14 protein-coding genes are annotated in these 17,718 nt (G+C 68.4%); 12 read left to right on the top strand and 2 right to left on the bottom strand.

Going from position 1 to position 17,718, the window contains the following annotated elements; translation table 11 throughout:
* Positions 1-106: 106 nt before the first annotated feature.
* A complete protein-coding gene (locus ITP53_RS18510; RefSeq protein ID WP_195896655.1) occupies positions 107-1,078 on the top strand; it encodes an aldehyde dehydrogenase family protein in 972 nt (323 codons plus the stop codon).
* On the opposite strand, the gene ITP53_RS18505 is transcribed toward ITP53_RS18510, so the two are convergent.
* Complete coding sequence (locus tag ITP53_RS18505; RefSeq protein ID WP_195896654.1) at positions 1,051-2,256, bottom strand: M14 family zinc carboxypeptidase; 1,206 nt, start codon at positions 2,254-2,256, stop codon at positions 1,051-1,053. The two genes, ITP53_RS18510 and ITP53_RS18505, sit on opposite strands and share 28 nt — an antisense overlap.
* A gap of 802 nt (positions 2,257-3,058) precedes the next feature.
* Here ITP53_RS18505 and ITP53_RS18500 point away from each other — a divergent pair.
* Positions 3,059-4,096 carry a M14 family zinc carboxypeptidase gene (locus tag ITP53_RS18500; protein WP_195896653.1) on the top strand — a complete coding sequence of 346 codons (1,038 nt, stop codon included), beginning with the start codon at positions 3,059-3,061 and terminating at the stop codon, positions 4,094-4,096.
* Between the two features lie 8 nt (positions 4,097-4,104).
* Positions 4,105-5,316, top strand: coding sequence for a M14 family zinc carboxypeptidase (locus ITP53_RS18495; RefSeq protein ID WP_236050945.1), 1,212 nt, complete (start codon positions 4,105-4,107; stop codon positions 5,314-5,316).
* Positions 5,317-6,384: 1,068 nt separating this feature from the next.
* Here ITP53_RS18495 and ITP53_RS18490 read toward each other — a convergent pair.
* The gene (locus tag ITP53_RS18490) at positions 6,385-7,065 is read right to left on the bottom strand and encodes a GntR family transcriptional regulator (protein ID WP_195896652.1); all 681 of its coding nucleotides are present in this window, start codon (positions 7,063-7,065) and stop codon (positions 6,385-6,387) included.
* 140 nt (positions 7,066-7,205) lie between these two features.
* Between ITP53_RS18490 and ITP53_RS18485 the strand changes: the two genes are divergently transcribed.
* From ITP53_RS18485 to ITP53_RS18445, 9 genes are all read left to right on the top strand, one after another.
* Positions 7,206-7,985, top strand: coding sequence for a class II aldolase/adducin family protein (locus ITP53_RS18485; RefSeq protein WP_195896651.1), 780 nt, complete (start codon positions 7,206-7,208; stop codon positions 7,983-7,985).
* A 630-nt stretch (positions 7,986-8,615) separates the two neighbouring features.
* A complete protein-coding gene (locus tag ITP53_RS18480; RefSeq protein ID WP_195896650.1) occupies positions 8,616-9,434 on the top strand; it encodes an alpha/beta fold hydrolase in 819 nt (272 codons plus the stop codon).
* Between the two features lie 105 nt (positions 9,435-9,539).
* A complete protein-coding gene (locus ITP53_RS18475; RefSeq protein ID WP_195896649.1) occupies positions 9,540-11,117 on the top strand; it encodes an ABC transporter substrate-binding protein in 1,578 nt (525 codons plus the stop codon).
* Positions 11,118-11,166: 49 nt separating this feature from the next.
* On the top strand, positions 11,167-12,120 hold the full coding sequence (locus ITP53_RS18470) for an ABC transporter permease (protein ID WP_195896648.1): 954 nt from the start codon (positions 11,167-11,169) through the stop codon (positions 12,118-12,120).
* Between the two features lies 1 nt (position 12,121).
* Positions 12,122-13,165, top strand: coding sequence for an ABC transporter permease (locus ITP53_RS18465; protein WP_207756102.1), 1,044 nt, complete (start codon positions 12,122-12,124; stop codon positions 13,163-13,165).
* Positions 13,155-14,204 (top strand): ABC transporter ATP-binding protein, encoded by a 1,050-nt coding sequence (locus tag ITP53_RS18460; RefSeq protein ID WP_195896647.1) that lies wholly within the window; start codon positions 13,155-13,157, stop codon positions 14,202-14,204. Before ITP53_RS18465 ends, ITP53_RS18460 begins: the two co-directional genes overlap by 11 nt.
* Positions 14,201-15,229, top strand: coding sequence for an ABC transporter ATP-binding protein (locus tag ITP53_RS18455; RefSeq protein ID WP_195896646.1), 1,029 nt, complete (start codon positions 14,201-14,203; stop codon positions 15,227-15,229). The genes ITP53_RS18460 and ITP53_RS18455 overlap by 4 nt, the downstream gene beginning before the upstream one ends.
* Positions 15,226-15,912: an isochorismatase family protein gene (locus ITP53_RS18450; RefSeq protein ID WP_195896645.1), complete on the top strand. Its 687-nt coding sequence runs from the start codon at positions 15,226-15,228 to the stop codon at positions 15,910-15,912. The genes ITP53_RS18455 and ITP53_RS18450 overlap by 4 nt, the downstream gene beginning before the upstream one ends.
* Entirely contained in the window at positions 15,909-17,717 is a 1,809-nt protein-coding gene (locus ITP53_RS18445) for a hypothetical protein (protein ID WP_195896644.1), read from the top strand. Before ITP53_RS18450 ends, ITP53_RS18445 begins: the two co-directional genes overlap by 4 nt.
* Position 17,718 lies beyond the last annotated feature (1 nt).

Raw genomic sequence — 17,718 nt, 5'->3', positions numbered from 1 at the left:
GGTGACGATGACCCTCGCCGACCAGAGCGCCATGACGGGGCAGGATGGCAGGGCTCCGGCGTAGTGGAGTTATGTCCTGTTTCTCGATCATGCGAGGTCCAGGGCGGTGAGAGTGCGGGTGGCGTCGCGGGAGATGTGGCAGCCTGCCGGTCACGGTGGCAGGGCCATGAAGGGCCTCTACATCGACGGCGCCTGGGTGGCCCCGCACGGCACGGAAGCGCTCGACGTCCTCGACCCCACCACGGAGCAGGCCATCGGAGCCATCCGCCTGGGTGACGCCGAGGACGTCGACCGGGCCGTCCGTGCGGCGGCGCGCGCCTTCCCCCGCTGGTCGCGCACCCCCGAGCGGGAGCGGCTCGGATACGTCCGCGAGATCGGCCGGCTCGTCGCCGCCCACGCCGACGAGCTGACCGAGCTCATCGTGGCCGACCTCGGCATGCCGCGGGCGATGGCCCGCGAGGCGCAGGTGAGCGCCCCCGCCGAGATCTTCATGATGGCCGCGGAACTGGCCGAGGGCCTCTCCGTCCCCTCCCACCCGCCGGGCGCGGCGGCGAACACACTGGTCGTACGCGAGCCGGCAGGCGTCGTCGGCGCCATCACACCCTGGAACTTCCCGCTTCAGGAGATCGCCGCCAAGACCGCCCCCGCGCTGGCCGTGGGCTGCACGGTGGTGGTCAAACCGAGCGAGGTCGTCCCCTTGGCGGCGCTCCGCCTGGCGGAGCAGGGGTCCGTGGCCCAAGCCGGCGGGCATCGCGAAAGGGGAGATCGCCGCCCGCTTCGCCGACGGCTGGGAGGTGGAGACCGAGGAGGACAGGGAGCGCGGGCACGCGGGCTTCTACCGGCTCCAGCGCGTCCCTGGCGAGAAGCCGCATGGTGCGGCCCATGCGGTCGTGACCGGCTTTGCGCGGTGCTCCCGATCCACAGCCTCAGGATCGGGTGGCTGATGGCCAGGATCGCCGGCCGGTTCGGCCGCGTTGTACGAAAGAGCGGCGGAGGCGGCAGCCGCAGAACGCTGCGTCCTGCGGCTGCGTGGTTGTCAGTCCGGAAGGGTCAGTCGGCGGTGGTGTCCCAGCCGTAGTCGGGCAGGCCGAAGAAGTCGTCACCGTCCAGAGTGTCGACGCTGCCGGTGGCCAGTCCGGTCATCAGTGACTCGATCCCGGTTCGTACCGAGTTGACGAACATGCCCTTCTGCTTCTGGCCCAGATCGTCCTGCTGGCCGCGCACTTCGAACAGGACTGTGCCGGTGCCGTTCAGGGCGAACGCCGATCGGCCTTGGCCGGCGTACTCGCGTGTGTCCGGGTGGAAGTAGCGGCCGACGGCTGCGAGCGGCGACTGCGCGCCGTACTTTTCGATCAGCCCGTTGTAGACCGAAAGCGCGTAACGGCGTGACTTGTCCTGATCCAGTGCCGGCCATTCCGCCTTGTAGGCGGCGCCGTCCTGGACGCCGAGGGGCGGGTAGTCCAGTGAGAAGGTGATGAGGTCGCCGTCCTGGGATCCGCCGGTCAGGCGATCGCACGGTCCCATGTGGTGCAGGTCGATGTAGGCGTCTACGGCGCCCTTTTCCTGGCGCAGGTCGACGTACACATCGCGGATCGCGCGCGACTCCGGAGCCAGGAAGAATCCGGCGTCGGTGTCCTCGCCGGGCAGATCCGCAGCCTGCGGCACGTAGTCGAGATCGGGGTTGAAGTCCCGGTTGAGGTCGTAGCCCGGGAGGTCGATCCCGTCGCCGCGCACGCTGTGATACCAGGCCTCGGGAGCGCCTTGCAGTTGCGGGAACGCGGCCACCGTGTCGGCCCACGACAGCACGTTGATGCGCCGGTTCAGCTCGCCGCCGTCGGGGTTGACCATCGGCATCGCGACGAGCGTGATGTCCTCGAGCATCTGCCTGGTCTGCGCGTCGCCGCCGCTGCCGAGGTCCTTGAGGATGGCCAGCAGCGCCTCGGTCCCGGTGCGCTCGTTGCCGTGGATCGCCGACGTCACCATCAGGACACGGTCACCGGTCCCGACGCGGGCCGCCCACAGTGGCCGGCCTTGTGAGGAGTGGCCCACGACCTCCACGTCGACGCGTCCACCGCTGGTTTGCTCTATCTGCGCCAGCGCTTCGCCGACCTGCTCGTGGTTGGACCAGCCAGACCAGGAGGGGTCGTCCTGGGTCTTGCAGTTTCCCGGTCCTTCCTCGTCCAGCGCACTCGCGGGCGGGATGGCGACGATCGACGCGGCCAAAGTCATCGCGACGGTGGCGACCACCGTGCTCATCCGGCCACTGAAGAGTCTCGGTAACGGGCTTTCCACGTTTCCTCCGGCTTTTCCTGGGAACCGCCTGCGCAGATGCACGTACTGCTCCTCGCATAACTCAGCCATGGCCCACCACGGGATGCCTACGTCCCTGGAGGGAAATTCACCAGCGACGTTTTCACGGTGATCTGCCCAGAACAAGACTGGAATGCTGTGGGTTTCGTGTGAATCCGTGGTCTCGGCGGGCTGTGGTGCGCCGGCACTGGTCGGCGATTAAGGCATGTCCGAAATAATATTTGTTACGACCGTTATTGCCACACGCGGCGCCCCCGAGCCGAGCGGCGTTGGGGCATCGGCCAGGGTCGATCATGGCCCGGACGTGCTGTTTAATCTGTGCGTACGCCCGGCGGCACGCCTCCGAGTCGTCCCGAAGGTGGCGGTATGGCACGATTTGGACACAGAACGTGACACTTGTCATGCTCGTTTGGGTTTGTTACAAGAGTCATGGCGACCCGTGCCGGTCGTGTTGTAGCGAGCATGAGGAAAGGACGATTTATTCGGCGTCGCATTGCCGGGGTGACCCCGATGCCCACGGTCCATATCCATTCAGCGGCCATCGGCGGCACCGGCGCGAGGAGCAGGCAGTGTTCGTTCATTAGCCCCTTCCCCTCACTCCCTGAGGGAGATTTCTAGTCGGCGTGTCCATCATCCCGCACCGGGATCGGGGTTTCTCATGCGCCGAAATCTTGTGACTTCAAGTGGTGAAGTGCGCCCTGAAGCCGTTTTCGCCTCCACAGACATACAGCGAAAAAGGAGATTGTCTTTGTTCGCAAACCGACGAGCAGCAGTTGTTCTGGCCGCCGTCCTGGGCCTCACCCTCTCGGGGACGGCCACGGCGTCCGCCGATCCCACGACGCCGGGGGGTCCATGGGTCCAGGACTCGCAGCAGGTCTCACTCCAGCGCCTGCACACCTACGACGAGCTCACCACCGCGCTGCACCGCCTGGAGAAGCGCTCCAAGGGCGCGGTCGACGTGGAGTCGATCGGGCGGACGCACGAGGGCCGTGACATCTGGGCCGCGACGGTCGGCACCGGCCCGGCCAAGGTGCTCTACATCACGCAGCAGCACGGCAACGAGCCGCTGGGCACGGAAGCGGCCCTGCAACTCCTGCAACGCATCGGCACCTCACAGGCCACGTGGGCCGGCGACGTGCTCGACGACGTGACGCTTCGGGTGGTCGTACGCGCGAATCCCGACGGCACCGAGCGGTTCCAGCGGCAGAACGTGGACCCCGACTGCTCCGGCGCCTTCTGCCGTACCGGAGTGGGATTCGACATCAACCGCTACCACGACCCGGCGATGTCCCCCGAGGCCAACCCCGTGCCGGAGTCGGCCGCGATCCAGCGGATGGTGCGCTCGTGGCAGCCGGACATCACCGTCGACTACCACCACCAGGGCAGCTACCGCCAGCCTGACGGTTCCCTGGCGACCGCCTCGATCCTGTGGCCCACCAACTCCGGGGTGACGCCGCAGGTCCTCGCCGACAGCAAGCGGGTCGCGGGCCTGGTGTACGCCTCACTGGAGGATTACGGCTTCGCCAACGTCAGCCTCTACCCCGGCGACTCACTCGCGGGCATCGCGCGCAACTCCTTCGGCCTGCAGGGCAGCGCGAGCCTGCTGATCGAGCTGCGCGGCGACGTCGGGCAGAAGTCCGGCGGCTACCTCATCCGCACGGCCTACGCCTCCATGACCGCGCTGCTCCAGGCCGCCGCCGACGGCAGCCTCGCCACCGTCGACCCGGCGACGGCTGACACCATCCCGGACCGCGGCGAACCGATCGACCAGGACGACGAGGAGTGACGAACGCCATGACGAAGAAGAATCGAACCACGTACGGCGCCATGGCGCCGAAGCTGGCCGGAGTTGGCCTGGCAGTGGCGGCCCTGGTAGGCGTGAGCCTGCCGTTAGCGTCGCCCGCCACCGCCCAGCCCGCGAACGCGCACTGCGGTACCTCCACCGGGGACACCGGCGCATCCGCATGGACGAGCCACGCCGAGCTGCGCCAAGAGCTCCAGCGGCTCCAGTCGCAGCGCTCGGACGTCCTTGACGTGACACAGATCGGCACGTCGAACCGCGGACGTGAGATCTGGGCCGCGCGGACCGGCACCGGCCCCAAGGTCGTGCTGATCACCAGCGAGATCCACGGCAACGAGAAGACCGGCACCGACGCCGTGCTCTCCCTGCTGCGTGGCATGACGGCCGGCACACCGGAGGCCGAGCGCCTGCGCTCGCAGGTCACGCTGGTCGCCGTACCCAAGATGAACCCCGACGCCGCGGAACTCGACCGGCGTGGCAACGACCGCACCTGGGCCGAGGTCGTCGCGGACTTCCCGCAGCTGGCTGGGGCGCAGCCGGCGTGGAACTACTACACCCAGCCGCGGTCGGGAGACGACTACGCGACGCGCCCGGGCTTCGACGTCAACCGGGACTATCACCCGGACCTGAACTACGTGCCGCGAGCCGAAGACTTCCCCGGCTCCTCATCCGAGGCGGGCTGGTACATCCATCCTGAGTCGCAGGCCATCAGGGACCTGTACAAGTCGCTGAAGACGGAGTTCGGCGCCGTCGACACTTACGTCGACCTGCACCACCAGGGCCCCTGCGACCTCGACGAGAGCGGTGAGAACCAGGTGACCATGTCGGTGTCGGGCAAGTTCGTCGACGTGGAGAACCACCAGGAGTACAACCGCGGCTACCGGCTCGACTACTCCAAGCAGCTGACCCTGGCGGCGTACGACGCCCTGTCGGTCCGCGGCCAGTCCCCGTTCGGATCGTTGACCCTCTACCCGCAGGACATCGACCTGCCCGGTACCGGGCTCGGCTCGTTCGCGCTCAACGGCTCCGGCACCGTGCTGTTCGAGGTGCGAGGACAGACCCAGACCTGGGGTGCCAAGCAGCGCGGGCAACTGGTTCAGACGGTCGCGAACGGACTCGACGGCATCATCGAGGCCGTGGGCACCGGTGCGGTGAACCAGATCAACCCCGTCCGGTACGACGACATACCCGAGACCCAGGACTAGGCGTGTAGAGAAGGGCGCCACGCCAACCACCTGAACAAGGTCACGGCACCCCCGTTGACGGATGGACGGCGGGGTTTCCGACAGCCGGTTCCTGACCAGGAAGAATCGCCCTGTCGGAGACCTCGCCGTCCCCGCCCGCCTACTGCCAGGACGATCCGGCGCTGGAATCCCACGCGGCCAGCACCTGCTGCTCCTTCTCGCCGGCGAGGCCGAGTGGCGGGGTGCCGGGCGCGGTCTGGAACGCCGCCTGACTGCAACCACTCCCAGGTGTCCCGGACAGAGTCGCCGAACGGGCGGGTGCGCAGTCCTGCCGCTTTCGCCGATGCGCCGGACACGGCCCGGAAACCGGCGGTGTCCGGCACGTCCGGGATCCACAGTGGAAGCTCGGCCCACGGCTGTACCCCTTGAGAGAACAGGAAACCCTCGTCCATCCACACCGGAGCGGCGTCCGAACCGGTTGCCTCCACGCAGTCGCCGACCAGCCGGCCCATCGTGGTTTCCAAGTGATCCGCCCGCCGTGCACCCCCTCCTCCTCGATATCGAAGGAGATGCCGGCCTGCCTCTCACTCAGCTTGGTAACCGTCACGGTGCCGCTGTGGAGGGTCGTCTTCACTCCCTCGAAGGTTCCGCCGTCGGCGCTGGTCGCACCGTGAGAGTCAACCAGTTCGAGAAAGCCCGGATTGATTCCGTTGACCAGATCCTTGTCCCAGACGATCCCGGCGAAGTTCCGCCCGTAGGCCCATTCTCCCAGCGTCGGTGGCGACTTCCAGGTGTACTTGCCCGTATCGCGCCCGGGCGGCCCGCCGGGGTGCCGGACGTGGCCCGCCGTAGTGCTCATCGCGGATGGCGGCCTCGCCGGGAGCGAGAACGCACGTAGTTCTGCGAGTAGAACTCCCGGCCTATGGTGATCTCCCGGGACCGCCCCGTCGCGGCCATCTCCGGCCGTGCCGCTGCGCGCGGAGTACGCCCTCACCGACCTGGGGCGCAGGTCGTCGTACTGCGCGCGCGTTGGAGGAGCACCTCGACGAGATCGGCGTCAGAGACTGGTGCCGGTCACGCTCGGTCCCCCTAGAGTTCGAGGCTGCCGGCTTCCTCAAGGCGGGGAAGCGCGGCTTCCGCGGCGTGCTCGACGTGCTGACGGCACAACTCCTCGGTGCGGGTGGCGTCACCGGACACCGCCGCCTCACAGATCGCCTGCACCTCCGCCAGCGACTCCTGCGGCCGGCCAGGCTTGGACAGCGAGACCATGCGGACCAGCGTCACCCTGCGGTTGATGGAGTCGAGAATCTGCTCCAACTCGGTGTTCTTCGCCCCGCTCACGAGGACCTTGTAGAGCTCGGTCTTCGCGATGGCCAACTGACGGTTGTCCTCCAAGGACTCCTCGAGCCGGATCAGCGCCGCCCGCAGTGCCCGCCGTTCGGCCTCGGTGGCCCGGATGGCGAAGAGCCGGCCAGCCATGCCCTCCAGTGCGGAGCGTACCTCGTAGATCTGCCGGGCGTCCTCGACCGAGAGGGTGGCCACCACAGTGCCGCGGCCGTTGGTCGAGTGGACGAGGCCCTCTGACTCGAGCTGGCGTAGCGCCTCACGCACGGTCGCCCGGCTCGCCGTCGTGGCCTCGCACAGCTCCCGCTCGATAAGCACTTGGCCGGGCATGAGCCGCAGGTCAGTGATCGCCTCACGGATCTGCGCGGCGACCTGATCGCGGATCAGGGCAGGCGGACGGGCGACAGCAGTACCGGAGAAACGCACAGCGCAATATTGCCACACATCTGACAGACAGGGGGGGCTGCTCTCTACTGTCTGCTGCATGACAGGTCATATGATCCGGGCGACCCGGCCGGCCTGCGCGGACGGTACGGGCATTAGCGGAGCGGAACCCAGGAGGGGCTATGAGCGAGGTCACGGCACAGGTGACAGAGATGTCGGCAACTGAGACTGAGGCGGAGTTGAGAGAGGAGCTCGCCGCCGTCTATCGGCTCGTCGCCCACTTCGGGATGACCGACCTGATTTTCACGCATATCTCCGCCCGCTTGCCGGGGTCCGTACCGCGTTTCCTCATCAACCCGTACGGGCTGTTGTTCGAGGAGATCACCGCCTCCTCGCTGGTGGTTGTGGACCTGGAGGGCCGGATCGTCGAGCCGACGCCGTACGCCGTCAACCCGGCGGGCTTCGTTATCCACTCGGCCATCCACGCGGCCCGTCCGGACGCGCACGCAGTGCTGCACACCCACACACGCGCCGGATGCGCAGTGGCGGCGACGGAGGAGGGGCTGCTCCCGGTCAACCAGATGAGCATGGAGTTCTACAACCGGGTCGGCTACCACGACTACGAGGGCATCGCGCTCAACAAGGACGAGCAGCGGCGACTGGTCGCCAACCTCCGCGACCATCCTGTCATGATCCTTCGCAACCATGGCCTGCTGACGGTCGGCGAGACCCCGCGACAGGCCTTCACCCGCATGTTCTATCTGAACCGCGCCTGCGAGATCCAGGTGAGCGCGACGAGCGCCGGCACCCTCCGCCTGCCCTCCCCAGAGGTGGCGGACTACACCGCACGCCAGTTCTCGGGCGAGGCGCAGGTCGACTACCCCGACGAGATTGGCAACGACTTGCTCTGGTCGGCGTTGCTGCGACTGCTCGACCGCGTCGCACCCGACTACCGCAACTGACCGTCCCGGCCGGACGTGAACGCGAGCGGCGAATCGCCACCCGCGCGAAGCGCCCTCCCGCGGAGGTGACGCCGCCGACGGGCGTCACTCCGCGTGGCGATCCCTCGGATGCGGGCCATGTCTGGCACCTGCTGTCAGTCTTAGGTGTCGCTTTTTCGCGCGCCCTAAATGCGCCCGGATCGTCCGAAAACCACCCTGTGCGACCGGAGAGTCGGCCCGCACTGTCTCCGGATAAGGCTCGCCCCCAAGCGGCGGCCACAACCCGCGGCACGCCGTCCTCATCCACAGCATCACCCGCGAACCCGCAGCTTGAACTGCCCTGGCCGGCCACTGTCCGCCAGTCGGGGCCGGTCAGGCTCGGCTGCCGCCTGCTCGACTACCGCACTTTTCGGACTAACGCGTAACAAGCTGATGTCTTCCTGGAAGTCGGCTATTGACCTGTCAGATAGCTAACGACAGACTGGTTCCCCTTGACTTGGTCATGTGGTCGAGGACTCGGCCAGCCGGTGACCCCAAGTGCTCGGCCGCTGACCCGGCCGGGCGACTGACTCGACCTCATCGAGAAGTAGGGACTCCTCCAATGAACGCGTGCATTTGTTGGCACGAGAACCGACGTCGGGGATGCGTCCGGTGACCACGCTGCATGCCGTCGTGGACGGCCCGCCGGATGCGGTAACGCCGACGATGCTGATCCACGGCGTCGGCTCCGACCTGACGCGATGGGACCCGGTCGTCGCGCCGCTGGCCGCGAACGGCACCGTCGTCCGCTACGACCTGCGCGGCCATGGCGCCTCGATGAAGCCGCCCGGCCCGTACGACATCGCGGACTTCGTCGCCGACCACATGCGGCTGATGTCCGAGCTGGGCATCGAGCGGGCAAACGTCGTCGGCTTCTCGCTCGGCGGGCTGATCGCGCAGGCCGTCGCGCTGCGTCACCCCGACGTGGTTGAGAAGCTCGTCATCCTCAGCGCTGTGGCCGGCCGGACCGAGGAGCAGCGCGCGGCGGCGCTCGAACGCCTGCGCGCCGTCGAGGACGGCGGGCCTGCGCTCGTCGCCGACGGTGGGGCGCGGTGGTACACCGACGACTTCCGGGCCAGGCATCCCGAGGTGGTCCGGGCGCATCTGGAGAGGTTCGTCCGCAACGACCCGGCCGCTTACACCGCGGCCTTCCGGGTGCTGGCCACCACCGACCTCATCGACGAACTGCACCGCATCACCGCCCCGACGCTGGTCATGACCGGCAGCCTGGACGTCGGCTCGCCGCCCGCGATGGCCGAGGCGATGCACGACCGGATTCCCGGCTCGCGCCTGATGATCGTCGAGGGCGTCAAGCACGCCATCCTCGAAGAGGCTCCTGATGTCGTCGCGACCACCATCCGCGACTTTCTCCATCCGCAGGGGGACTCCCCGGTTCCGCCGTCCCGCCCCGCGACCACGAGCGGCGATTGACACAGATCGCCGCAGCACGTCCAACTCACACGCATGTTCGTCGAAAGGTGAAGTCCAGTGGAACGTCAGAACGGGGGTCGGCAGGCACCGATGTTGGAGAACGCGATGAGCCGGCGAGTCCTGCTGCAGGCCGGTGGCGTCTCCGCGCTGGGTCTGCTGATAGCCGCATGCGGCGGTGGCACCGGCACCGCGACCGGTGGAAATCTGGGTACGAGCCCGGGCGGCGCGACCGGTACGCCGACCTCCGGTGGGAACCTCGTCTTCGCGACGAGCATGGACATCACGACGCTCGACCCCGCGTTCTCACAGAACGTCAGCGAGCGGTTCGCCTACTACGCGATGTACAACACCCTGGTCGGGTACGACAAGGACTTCAACATCGTCCCGGAGCTCGCCGAGAAGTGGGAGACCAGCAAGGACGGCAAGGTCCTGACCCTGCATCTCCGTAAGGGCGTGAAGTTCCACGACGGCACGCCGTTCGGCGCCGACGCCGTCAAGTGGAACCTCGACCGCATCCTCGACAAGAAGACCAACTCCCCCTTGCGCGGCACGCTGACCCCGCCCCTCAACGCGGTCAAGGTGGTCGATGACGCGACCGTCGAGTTGCAGTTGGACACAGCCTGGCGGCCGCTGCTCGCCGCGCTGGGCGAGCGCCCCGGCTTCATGGTGTCGCCGACGGCCGTCGAGAAGTACGGCCAGGACTACGGCGTCCACCCCGTCGGAACCGGCCCGTTCCAGTTCGTCAGCTTCACCCAGGACAGCGAGTTGAAGCTGCAGCGGTTCAAGGACTACTGGGCTCCCGACAAGGTCCACCTCGACTCGATTACCTTCAGGCACACGCCGGAGCAGCAGGTCCAGCTGACGATGCTGCGCACCGGTGAGGCCCACATCACCGATGCGATCACGCCGCAGCTCGCCGTCACGATCCAGAGCGACCCCTCTGTGACGATTAAGCAGGCGCCCAGCGGTAGCTGGTACGCGCTGCAGATGGACTGCGACAAGCCGCCGTTCGACAAGCCAGAGCTACGGCAGGCCATCGCCTACGCCACCAACCGCGAGGGCGTGAAGGGTGCGATCTTCCAGGGCAAGGCCCGCGTCGCCACCGGCCCCACCGGCATCGGCTGGGCCTATTCGACGAGCGACACCACACCGCTCTACAGCTATGACCTGAACAAGGCCAAGCAGCTCGTCCAGCAGGCGGGCGCCCAGGGTATGACGGTGAACTACGTCAACAGCAGCGACTCCGACTACCAGACGATCGTTCAGCTGCTCCAGGGCGACTATTCCAAGATCGGCCTCAACGTGAAGGTCGGCACGGTGCCCGGCAGCGACTACTACAACGAGGTGGTCGAGGACAAGCTCAACTGGTCGCTGACGAAGTGGACGCAGCGCGCCGATCCGGACGGTCTGCTGCGGATCCTCTTCCACAGCAAAGGCAGCCAGAACACCACGGGATACAGCAATCCCGAGGTCGATCGCCTGCTGGACCAGGCCGCCGGCATCTCGGACACGGCGGAGGCCGCCAAGATCTACCAGCAGATCCAGAAGCTTGTCGAGAAGGACGCGCCGTACGTGTGGGTCGTCTGGCCCGACGACATCGTCCCCTTCGGCAACAAGGTCGGGGGCGTGACGCTGTACCCCGACGCGATCTACCGCCTGCGGGAACTGTGGATCAGCCAGTGACCGCCGGACGGTCAGAGGACACTGCGGAAGGCCGGAGGAGCAGTCGGTTGTGACCTGGTACGTAGCCAAGCGGGTGGGAGCGGCGCTCCTGGTGATGGTGGTAGTCAGCCTGCTGATCTTCATCGTCACCCGGGTGCTGTTCCCCGACCCCGTACAGACGATCATGGGGGGTCAGAGCTCTTCGGCGACGCCCGAGCAGCTGCGGCAGATGACCCACGAACTCGGCCTGGACCAGCCACTGGTGGTCCAGTACTTCGACTGGCTTGGCAAGCTGGTGCAGGGCGACCTCGGCCGGTCGTTCCGTACCCCGATCGGTGTCGGTGAGGCGATCGCGCAGCGGATCCCGGTCACGCTCGAGCTGATGGTGCTCTCGCTGGTCATCGCACTGGTGCTGGGCACGCTGCTCGGGGTCGTGGCCGCGCTGGTGCGCGGCCGGTGGGTCGACACGGTCGCCTCCGGCATCTCGGTGCTGGCCCTGTCGCTGCCCAACTTCTTCCTGGGAATCCTGCTGGTCTACTTCTTCGCGCTGAAGCTGCGGCTGCTGCCGAGCAGCGGGTACGTGCCGTTCTCGCAGGATCCGCTCGGCAACCTGAAGCTCATGGCGCTGCCGGCGTTGACACTCTCCATGGCCTACATCGGGACCTTCGCCCGCTACGCCAGGGCGCTGATGCTCAGCGTGCTTTCGGAGGACTACGTCCTGCGGGCGCACGCGAGCGGGCTCGACCCGGGCCGGGTCGTGGTGCGCCACGCCATGAAGAACACGATGATCCCCATGGTCACCGTCGTCGGGCTCAACGCCGCGGGGCTGGTCGGTGGCGCGGTCGTCACCGAGAGCATCTTCTCGCTGCCGGGCGTGGGCACCCTGCTGACCAACTCGATTCTTGGCAAGGACTTCCCGATGCTGCAGGGCCTGATCCTCGTCATCACCGTGGGCGTGGTCGTGGTCAATCTGCTGGTCGACCTGGTCTACGGAGCTCTCGACCCAAGGATCAAGGTGAGCTGACATGACCACAACCACTTCCCCGGCCGCCATCCGGCCGGAGGCCACGGGGGGCCGTCGCGTCTGGACGATGCTGGTCGGCTACCCGCGGCTGACGTTCGGCCTGGTCCTCCTCGGTGTCCTGATCGTGTTGGTGCTGGGCGCACCGCTGTTCGCCGGTTTCGGACCGCTCGACCAGCACCTGCAGGACGTGCTCAAGCCGCCCGGCGGCGGCTACCTCTTCGGCACCGACCAGCTGGGCCGCGATGTGCTCAGCCGTAGCCTGTACGGCGGCCGCCTGGTGCTCGCCGTGGCCGTGATCTCGGTGCTGATCGCCATGGTCATCGGTGTCCTGCTCGGCCTGCTGTCGGGTTACACCGGGGGATGGGTGGACGCGGTCAGCATGCGCGTCATGGACGGTGTGATCGTCTTCCCGGAGCTGGTGTTGGCCCTCGCGATCACGTACGCGCTCGGGCCGAGCTTCTGGACCGTGGCCACCGCGATCGCCGTGGTGAACGTGCCCAAGTTCGCCCGAGTCGTCCGAGGCCAGGTGCTGAGCCTGCGAGAGCGGGACTTCATCGCCTCGGTGAAGGTGTCCGGGGCCTCGACCCGGCGCGTGCTGCTGCGGCACCTGCTGCCGAACGTGCTCGAAGTGACCGTGGTGCAGGCGGCGTTGACCGGCGGCATGGCGATCTTCACCGGGGCCAGCCTGAGCTTTCTCGGGCTGGGTCTGCCCGCCCCCGAGCCCGATTGGGGCGGCATGCTCCGCGACGGCTATCCCTTCCTGGGCAACCTGCCGCTGATGTCGGTGATCCCGGGCTGCTTCATCTTCGTCGCGATGCTGAGCTTCAACCTGATCGGCGACGGCCTGCGCGACCTGTTCGATCCGAAGGCGGCGCGTCGCACCCGGATCCGGCCCACGCGTACGCCGGTCACCGCCCCGGCGGCGGCGCCGGACTATTGCGCACCCGTTCCCGGCCCGGCCGTGGTGACCGCGCGTGCGGACTCGGCACCTGATCCGAGCATGAACGTCGTCAGCAAGAGTGGAGGAACCGGCGATGGGAACTGACGTCGAGGCGCCTCTGCTGGAGGTGTGCGACCTCCAGGCTGTCTATGACTCGCCCCGCGGGCCGGTCCACGCACTCAACGGCGTCTCGTTCTCCGTACGGGCCGGCGAGGTGCTGGCCCTTGTCGGGGAGTCCGGCAGCGGCAAGAGCGCCACCGCCTTCGCGATCATGGGGCTGCTGCCGCGGACCAACGGCCGGATCATCGCCGGACAAGTCCTGTTCGAGCAGCGCGACCTGCTGCGGCTGTCGGAGCGCCAGTTGCGCGCGCTTCGCGGCGACGAGATCGCGCTGGTCTTCCAGAACCCCATGACCACGCTCAACCCGACCCTCACCATCGGCGCGCAACTGCGCGAGGTGATCCGGCAGCACACCGGAGTGTCACGCCGCGCCGCGGACGCGCGTGCCGTCGAGCTGCTCGGCCTGGTCGAGATCCCCGATCCGGCCGCGCGGCTCAAGAGCTACCCGCACCAGCTCTCCGGCGGGCTTCGCCAGCGAGTCATGATCGCGCTGGCCCTGAGCTGCGACCCGAAGCTGCTCATCGCCGACGAGGCGACGACCGCGCTCGACGTGACGACGCAGGCGCAGGTCCTGCGCCTGCTCAAGCGGGTCACGGCCAAGCTGGGCACGGCCATGGTGGTGATCACGCACAGCATGGGCGTGGTGGCCGGCCTCGCCGACCGGGTGGCGGTGATGTACGCCGGCCGGATCGTCGAGATCGGCGACGTGGAGGAGATCTTCTACACAGCCCGGCATCCCTACACGGTCGGCCTGCTCGGCGCGATCCCGCGAATGGACACCCCCCGATCTCAGGAGCTGGTCTCGATCGAGGGCAGGCCTCCGTCGCTGCTGGCGCTGCCCGCCGGCTGCCCGTTCGCCGATCGCTGCCGGCACGTGATGGACCGCTGTACGACCGAGGCGCCGGCGCCCGTCTCACCGGCGCGCCACACCGCGGCGTGCTGGGCGGACCCCGAGGACGTACGCGCCGGGATGGCTGAGCCGGTATCGGTCGCCGCCGACGCCGAAGGAAGTGAGGCCCGATGACCGCGACGCCGGCCCCCCTGCTGGAGGTCAAAGACCTCCAGGTGCACTACAAGTCCCGCTCCCGCGCCCACCGCAAGCTCGGGTACGACGTCCGGGCGGTGGACGGCGTGTCCTTCACCGTCGCGCCGGGGGAGACCCTCGGCCTGGTGGGCGAGTCCGGCTGCGGCAAGAGCACCACGGGACGGGCCGTCCTGCAACTGGTCAAGCCGACCGGCGGATCGGTCTGGTTCGACGGCACGGACGTGACCGAGGCCGGCCGGCGCCGGCTCATCCCGCTCCGTCGGGGGATGCAGGCGGTCTTCCAGGATCCGTACGACAGCCTCAACCCGCGGATGACGATCGGTGACACCGTCGGGGAGCCGCTGATCATCCACCGCCTGGCGAAGGGGGAGGAGCGGCGCAAGCGCGTGGGCGACCTGCTCGAACTGGTCGGGCTCAACCGTGAGCTGATGTCCCGCCGGCCCTCTGAGCTGTCCGGTGGCCAGCGGCAGCGCGTCTGCATCGCCAAGGCGCTGGCGGTCAACCCCAGGTTCATCGTCTGCGACGAGGCGGTCTCCGCGCTCGACGTGAGCGTGCAGGCCCAGGTGCTGAACCTGCTGCGCCGGCTCCAGCGGGAACTCGATCTGTCCTACCTCTTCATCGGCCACGACCTGAGCGTGGTGCGGCACATCTCCGACCGGGTCGCCGTGATGTACTCTGGCCTGCTGGTGGAGTCGGCGGACAGCGAGCGGCTCTACGAACGTCCCTACCACCCTTATACGGTGAGCCTGCTCGCGTCATCGCCGGTGGCCGATCCGCGGGTCGAGCGCAGCCGGCCGGTCGCCGCAGTGACCGGCGAGCCGCCGAGCCCGATGAACGTCCCGACCGGCTGCCGGTTCACACCCAGATGCCCGCTTGCCAGGGAGAAGTGCAGGGCCGAGGCGCCGGCGTACACGGAGGTGGAGCCCGGCCGGATGGTGGCCTGCCACTTCTGGCAGGAGGTCAAGGAGACGCCGGCCGTGCTCGGCGCGGGGGCCACCACGTGAGCCGACCGCCGCTTCCTGCAACGCCCGACGGCGCGCTCGCCACCGTCTGGCAGGACCTCACCGAGGAGGAGCAGGCGGTCTACGCGCGCGCCGGCTATCACCGCGCCTTCGGGCTCGGCACGGCACCCGCCCTGCTCATCGTCGACGTGGAGTACAACTTCACCGGCGACATTCCCGAGCCCATCCTCCACTCGATCGCGAAATATCCCGACAGTTGCGGTGCGGCGGCCTGGCGCTCCGTTCCTGCCATCGTCCGGCTCCTGGCCGCCGCCCGCGCCGCGCGGATCCCCGTGGTCTACAGCCACGGGACGCCCAAGGGCGACCGGCCGGGCACGCCTCGGCGCGGCACCGACATCATCGACGAGATCGCCCCGCGCGCGGACGAGTACGTCGTGGCGAAGTCGGCCGCCAGCGCCTTTCACGACACCGGTTTGGCCGGCCACCTGGCCGCCCAAGGCGTCGACACCGTCATCCACGCGGGCTGCACGACCAGCGGCTGCGTGCGCGCGAGCGTCGTGGACGCGGCGGCGTACGGCTTCCGCAACGCCGTCGTGGAGGAGTGCGTCTTCGACCGGGCGTTGCTTCCCCACCAGGTGAACCTGTTCGACATGGACGCCAAGTACGCCGACGTGATCTCACTCGAGGCCGCAGAGACGTACCTGGCGGAAAGGACTGATCGATGACGACGGCGCGAGCCAGCGTCCGCGTTCCGCAATGGGTCTTCGCCGAACTCTCCGAGGAGCTGGGCGAAAAGGTCCGCCGGGCCATACCGCTGATGCGCTCACCCGACGAGGTGATGCGACCGCGGATCCTGCACGGCATGACCGCCAGCAAGCTGAGCTTCGCCCAGACGCTGGTGCGGCACATGGCCAAGCACCAGTGGCGCATCGAGCTGCGCGAATGCGATGTCGCCGAGGACGGGACCGGCTTTCTCGCCTACGATATCCGGGCCGAGGAGCTCCACCTGTCCTTCGGCGTCTTCGTCTACCCGCCGCTGCCGCTTGGACACCAGCGTCTCTTCCGGGACACTCAGGTGGAGTTCCTCGGTGTCCTGCTGGACGGGCCGATCGACAAGGAGCGCTTCCTGCGCGAGCGCGCGGAGTTCGGCGCCCGGCTGTGGCGCGGGCGGACGGACCCCAAGGTGTACGGCTGGACCATCGCCAGCCGCGGCACCCGCACCTTCGAGGAGGTCGTCGACGCGCTGGCGAGTGGCAGGCAGCCGGCCGTCAGCCTCCTCGACGCGAACGGTGGCTACATCCTGCGCAACGGCGGCTACTACGGCAACGGCCGCATGGGCACCCGGGCCTGGCAGAGCTACGCCCGGCACGGCGGGCCACTGTCGATGCCGTACCACATCGACCTGTTCTGCGTGTATCTCTGGCGGCTGGTGAGCCTCGACCTCGTCGACGCGACCGCGCGGGCGCGCAACCCGGAGGCGGTGACGCTCGACCCGCGGATCCGGCGGCACGTCGGCATCGGCAACTCCTCGGGGCTGGGCACCGTCGCCGCACTGGTGCGCTGGCCGGCTCGGCTGTCTGCCTTCGTGCTCACCCGCGAGCTGGGTGTCGCCTATTCCACCGCGCAGCCACCGGACGCTTCACGGATTTGCCGCCTGGCTGTCCTCCTGGAGAACGCCGCGACCGCCTACCGCAACGCCCCCGAGGCCGCGCCCGAGCTGATCGAGCCACGTGAGGAAGTCGCCGCCGCGCTGCTGCGTGCCCGTGACGAGCTTGACGGCCTGCTCGGCATAGGGACTGAGGGAGACGGCGCCGCATCGTGGGCGCCGCTGCTGGCGGCCGCGGCCGGCTTCGGCAGCGTCGAGGCGGTCGAGGTGCTGCGCACGTTGCTGTTGGAGCTCTACCCGGAGACCAGTGAGTTCAGCCGGGTGACGGCGGCCGGGATGACCCGGTCGCAGACGGTGGACCCGACGATGACCGTGGGCGAGCTCCGCGCGGTCCTGGAGGAGCACTTCGGCTGGGCGCTCACGCTGGACCTGCACGGCCCCGGCAGGCGGGAGTTCTTCTGGTACCGCTCGGAGGAGAACGGTGAGAACCGCCGCGGCGAGCGGTCGGTCGATGTGGGCATCGAGCGGGAGACCTTCATCGACGTCGCGGGTGTGGTGCGCCGTCTGCATGACTTCCTCACCTCCGTGCCGGACGAGGTCAGCGTCGGCCGGTTCCTGCTCGAGGAGCCGGAGCATGCGCTGTCGGTGGCGCGGGTGCAGCTGGCGGCGGAGGCCCCGTACAGCGAGCTGCGGGCGAGCGTCTGCGACGCTGACTTCCTGGCCAGCAACGGCATCCGCTGCTTCCTGTCGGTGCTCGGCATCGAGCTGCCGACTCCGCACAGCGGCCGGTGGGTCCGCGGGCTCTTCTTCCGCGGCGCGCCATTGCCGGCGGACCTTGCCGCTGGCCGCGAGGGGGAGTGGGGCATCGGTGCCGCAGCGGCGGCGACGGGTGCGATGGACGACGACGCGGCCGTGAGGGTGTGAA

The organism is Nonomuraea cypriaca (assembly GCF_015645445.1).
GTDB classification, from domain to species: domain Bacteria; phylum Actinomycetota; class Actinomycetes; order Streptosporangiales; family Streptosporangiaceae; genus Nonomuraea; species Nonomuraea cypriaca.
Note: the sequence above shows the minus strand (reverse complement) of the source record. Positions and strands in the feature narration are given on the sequence as shown.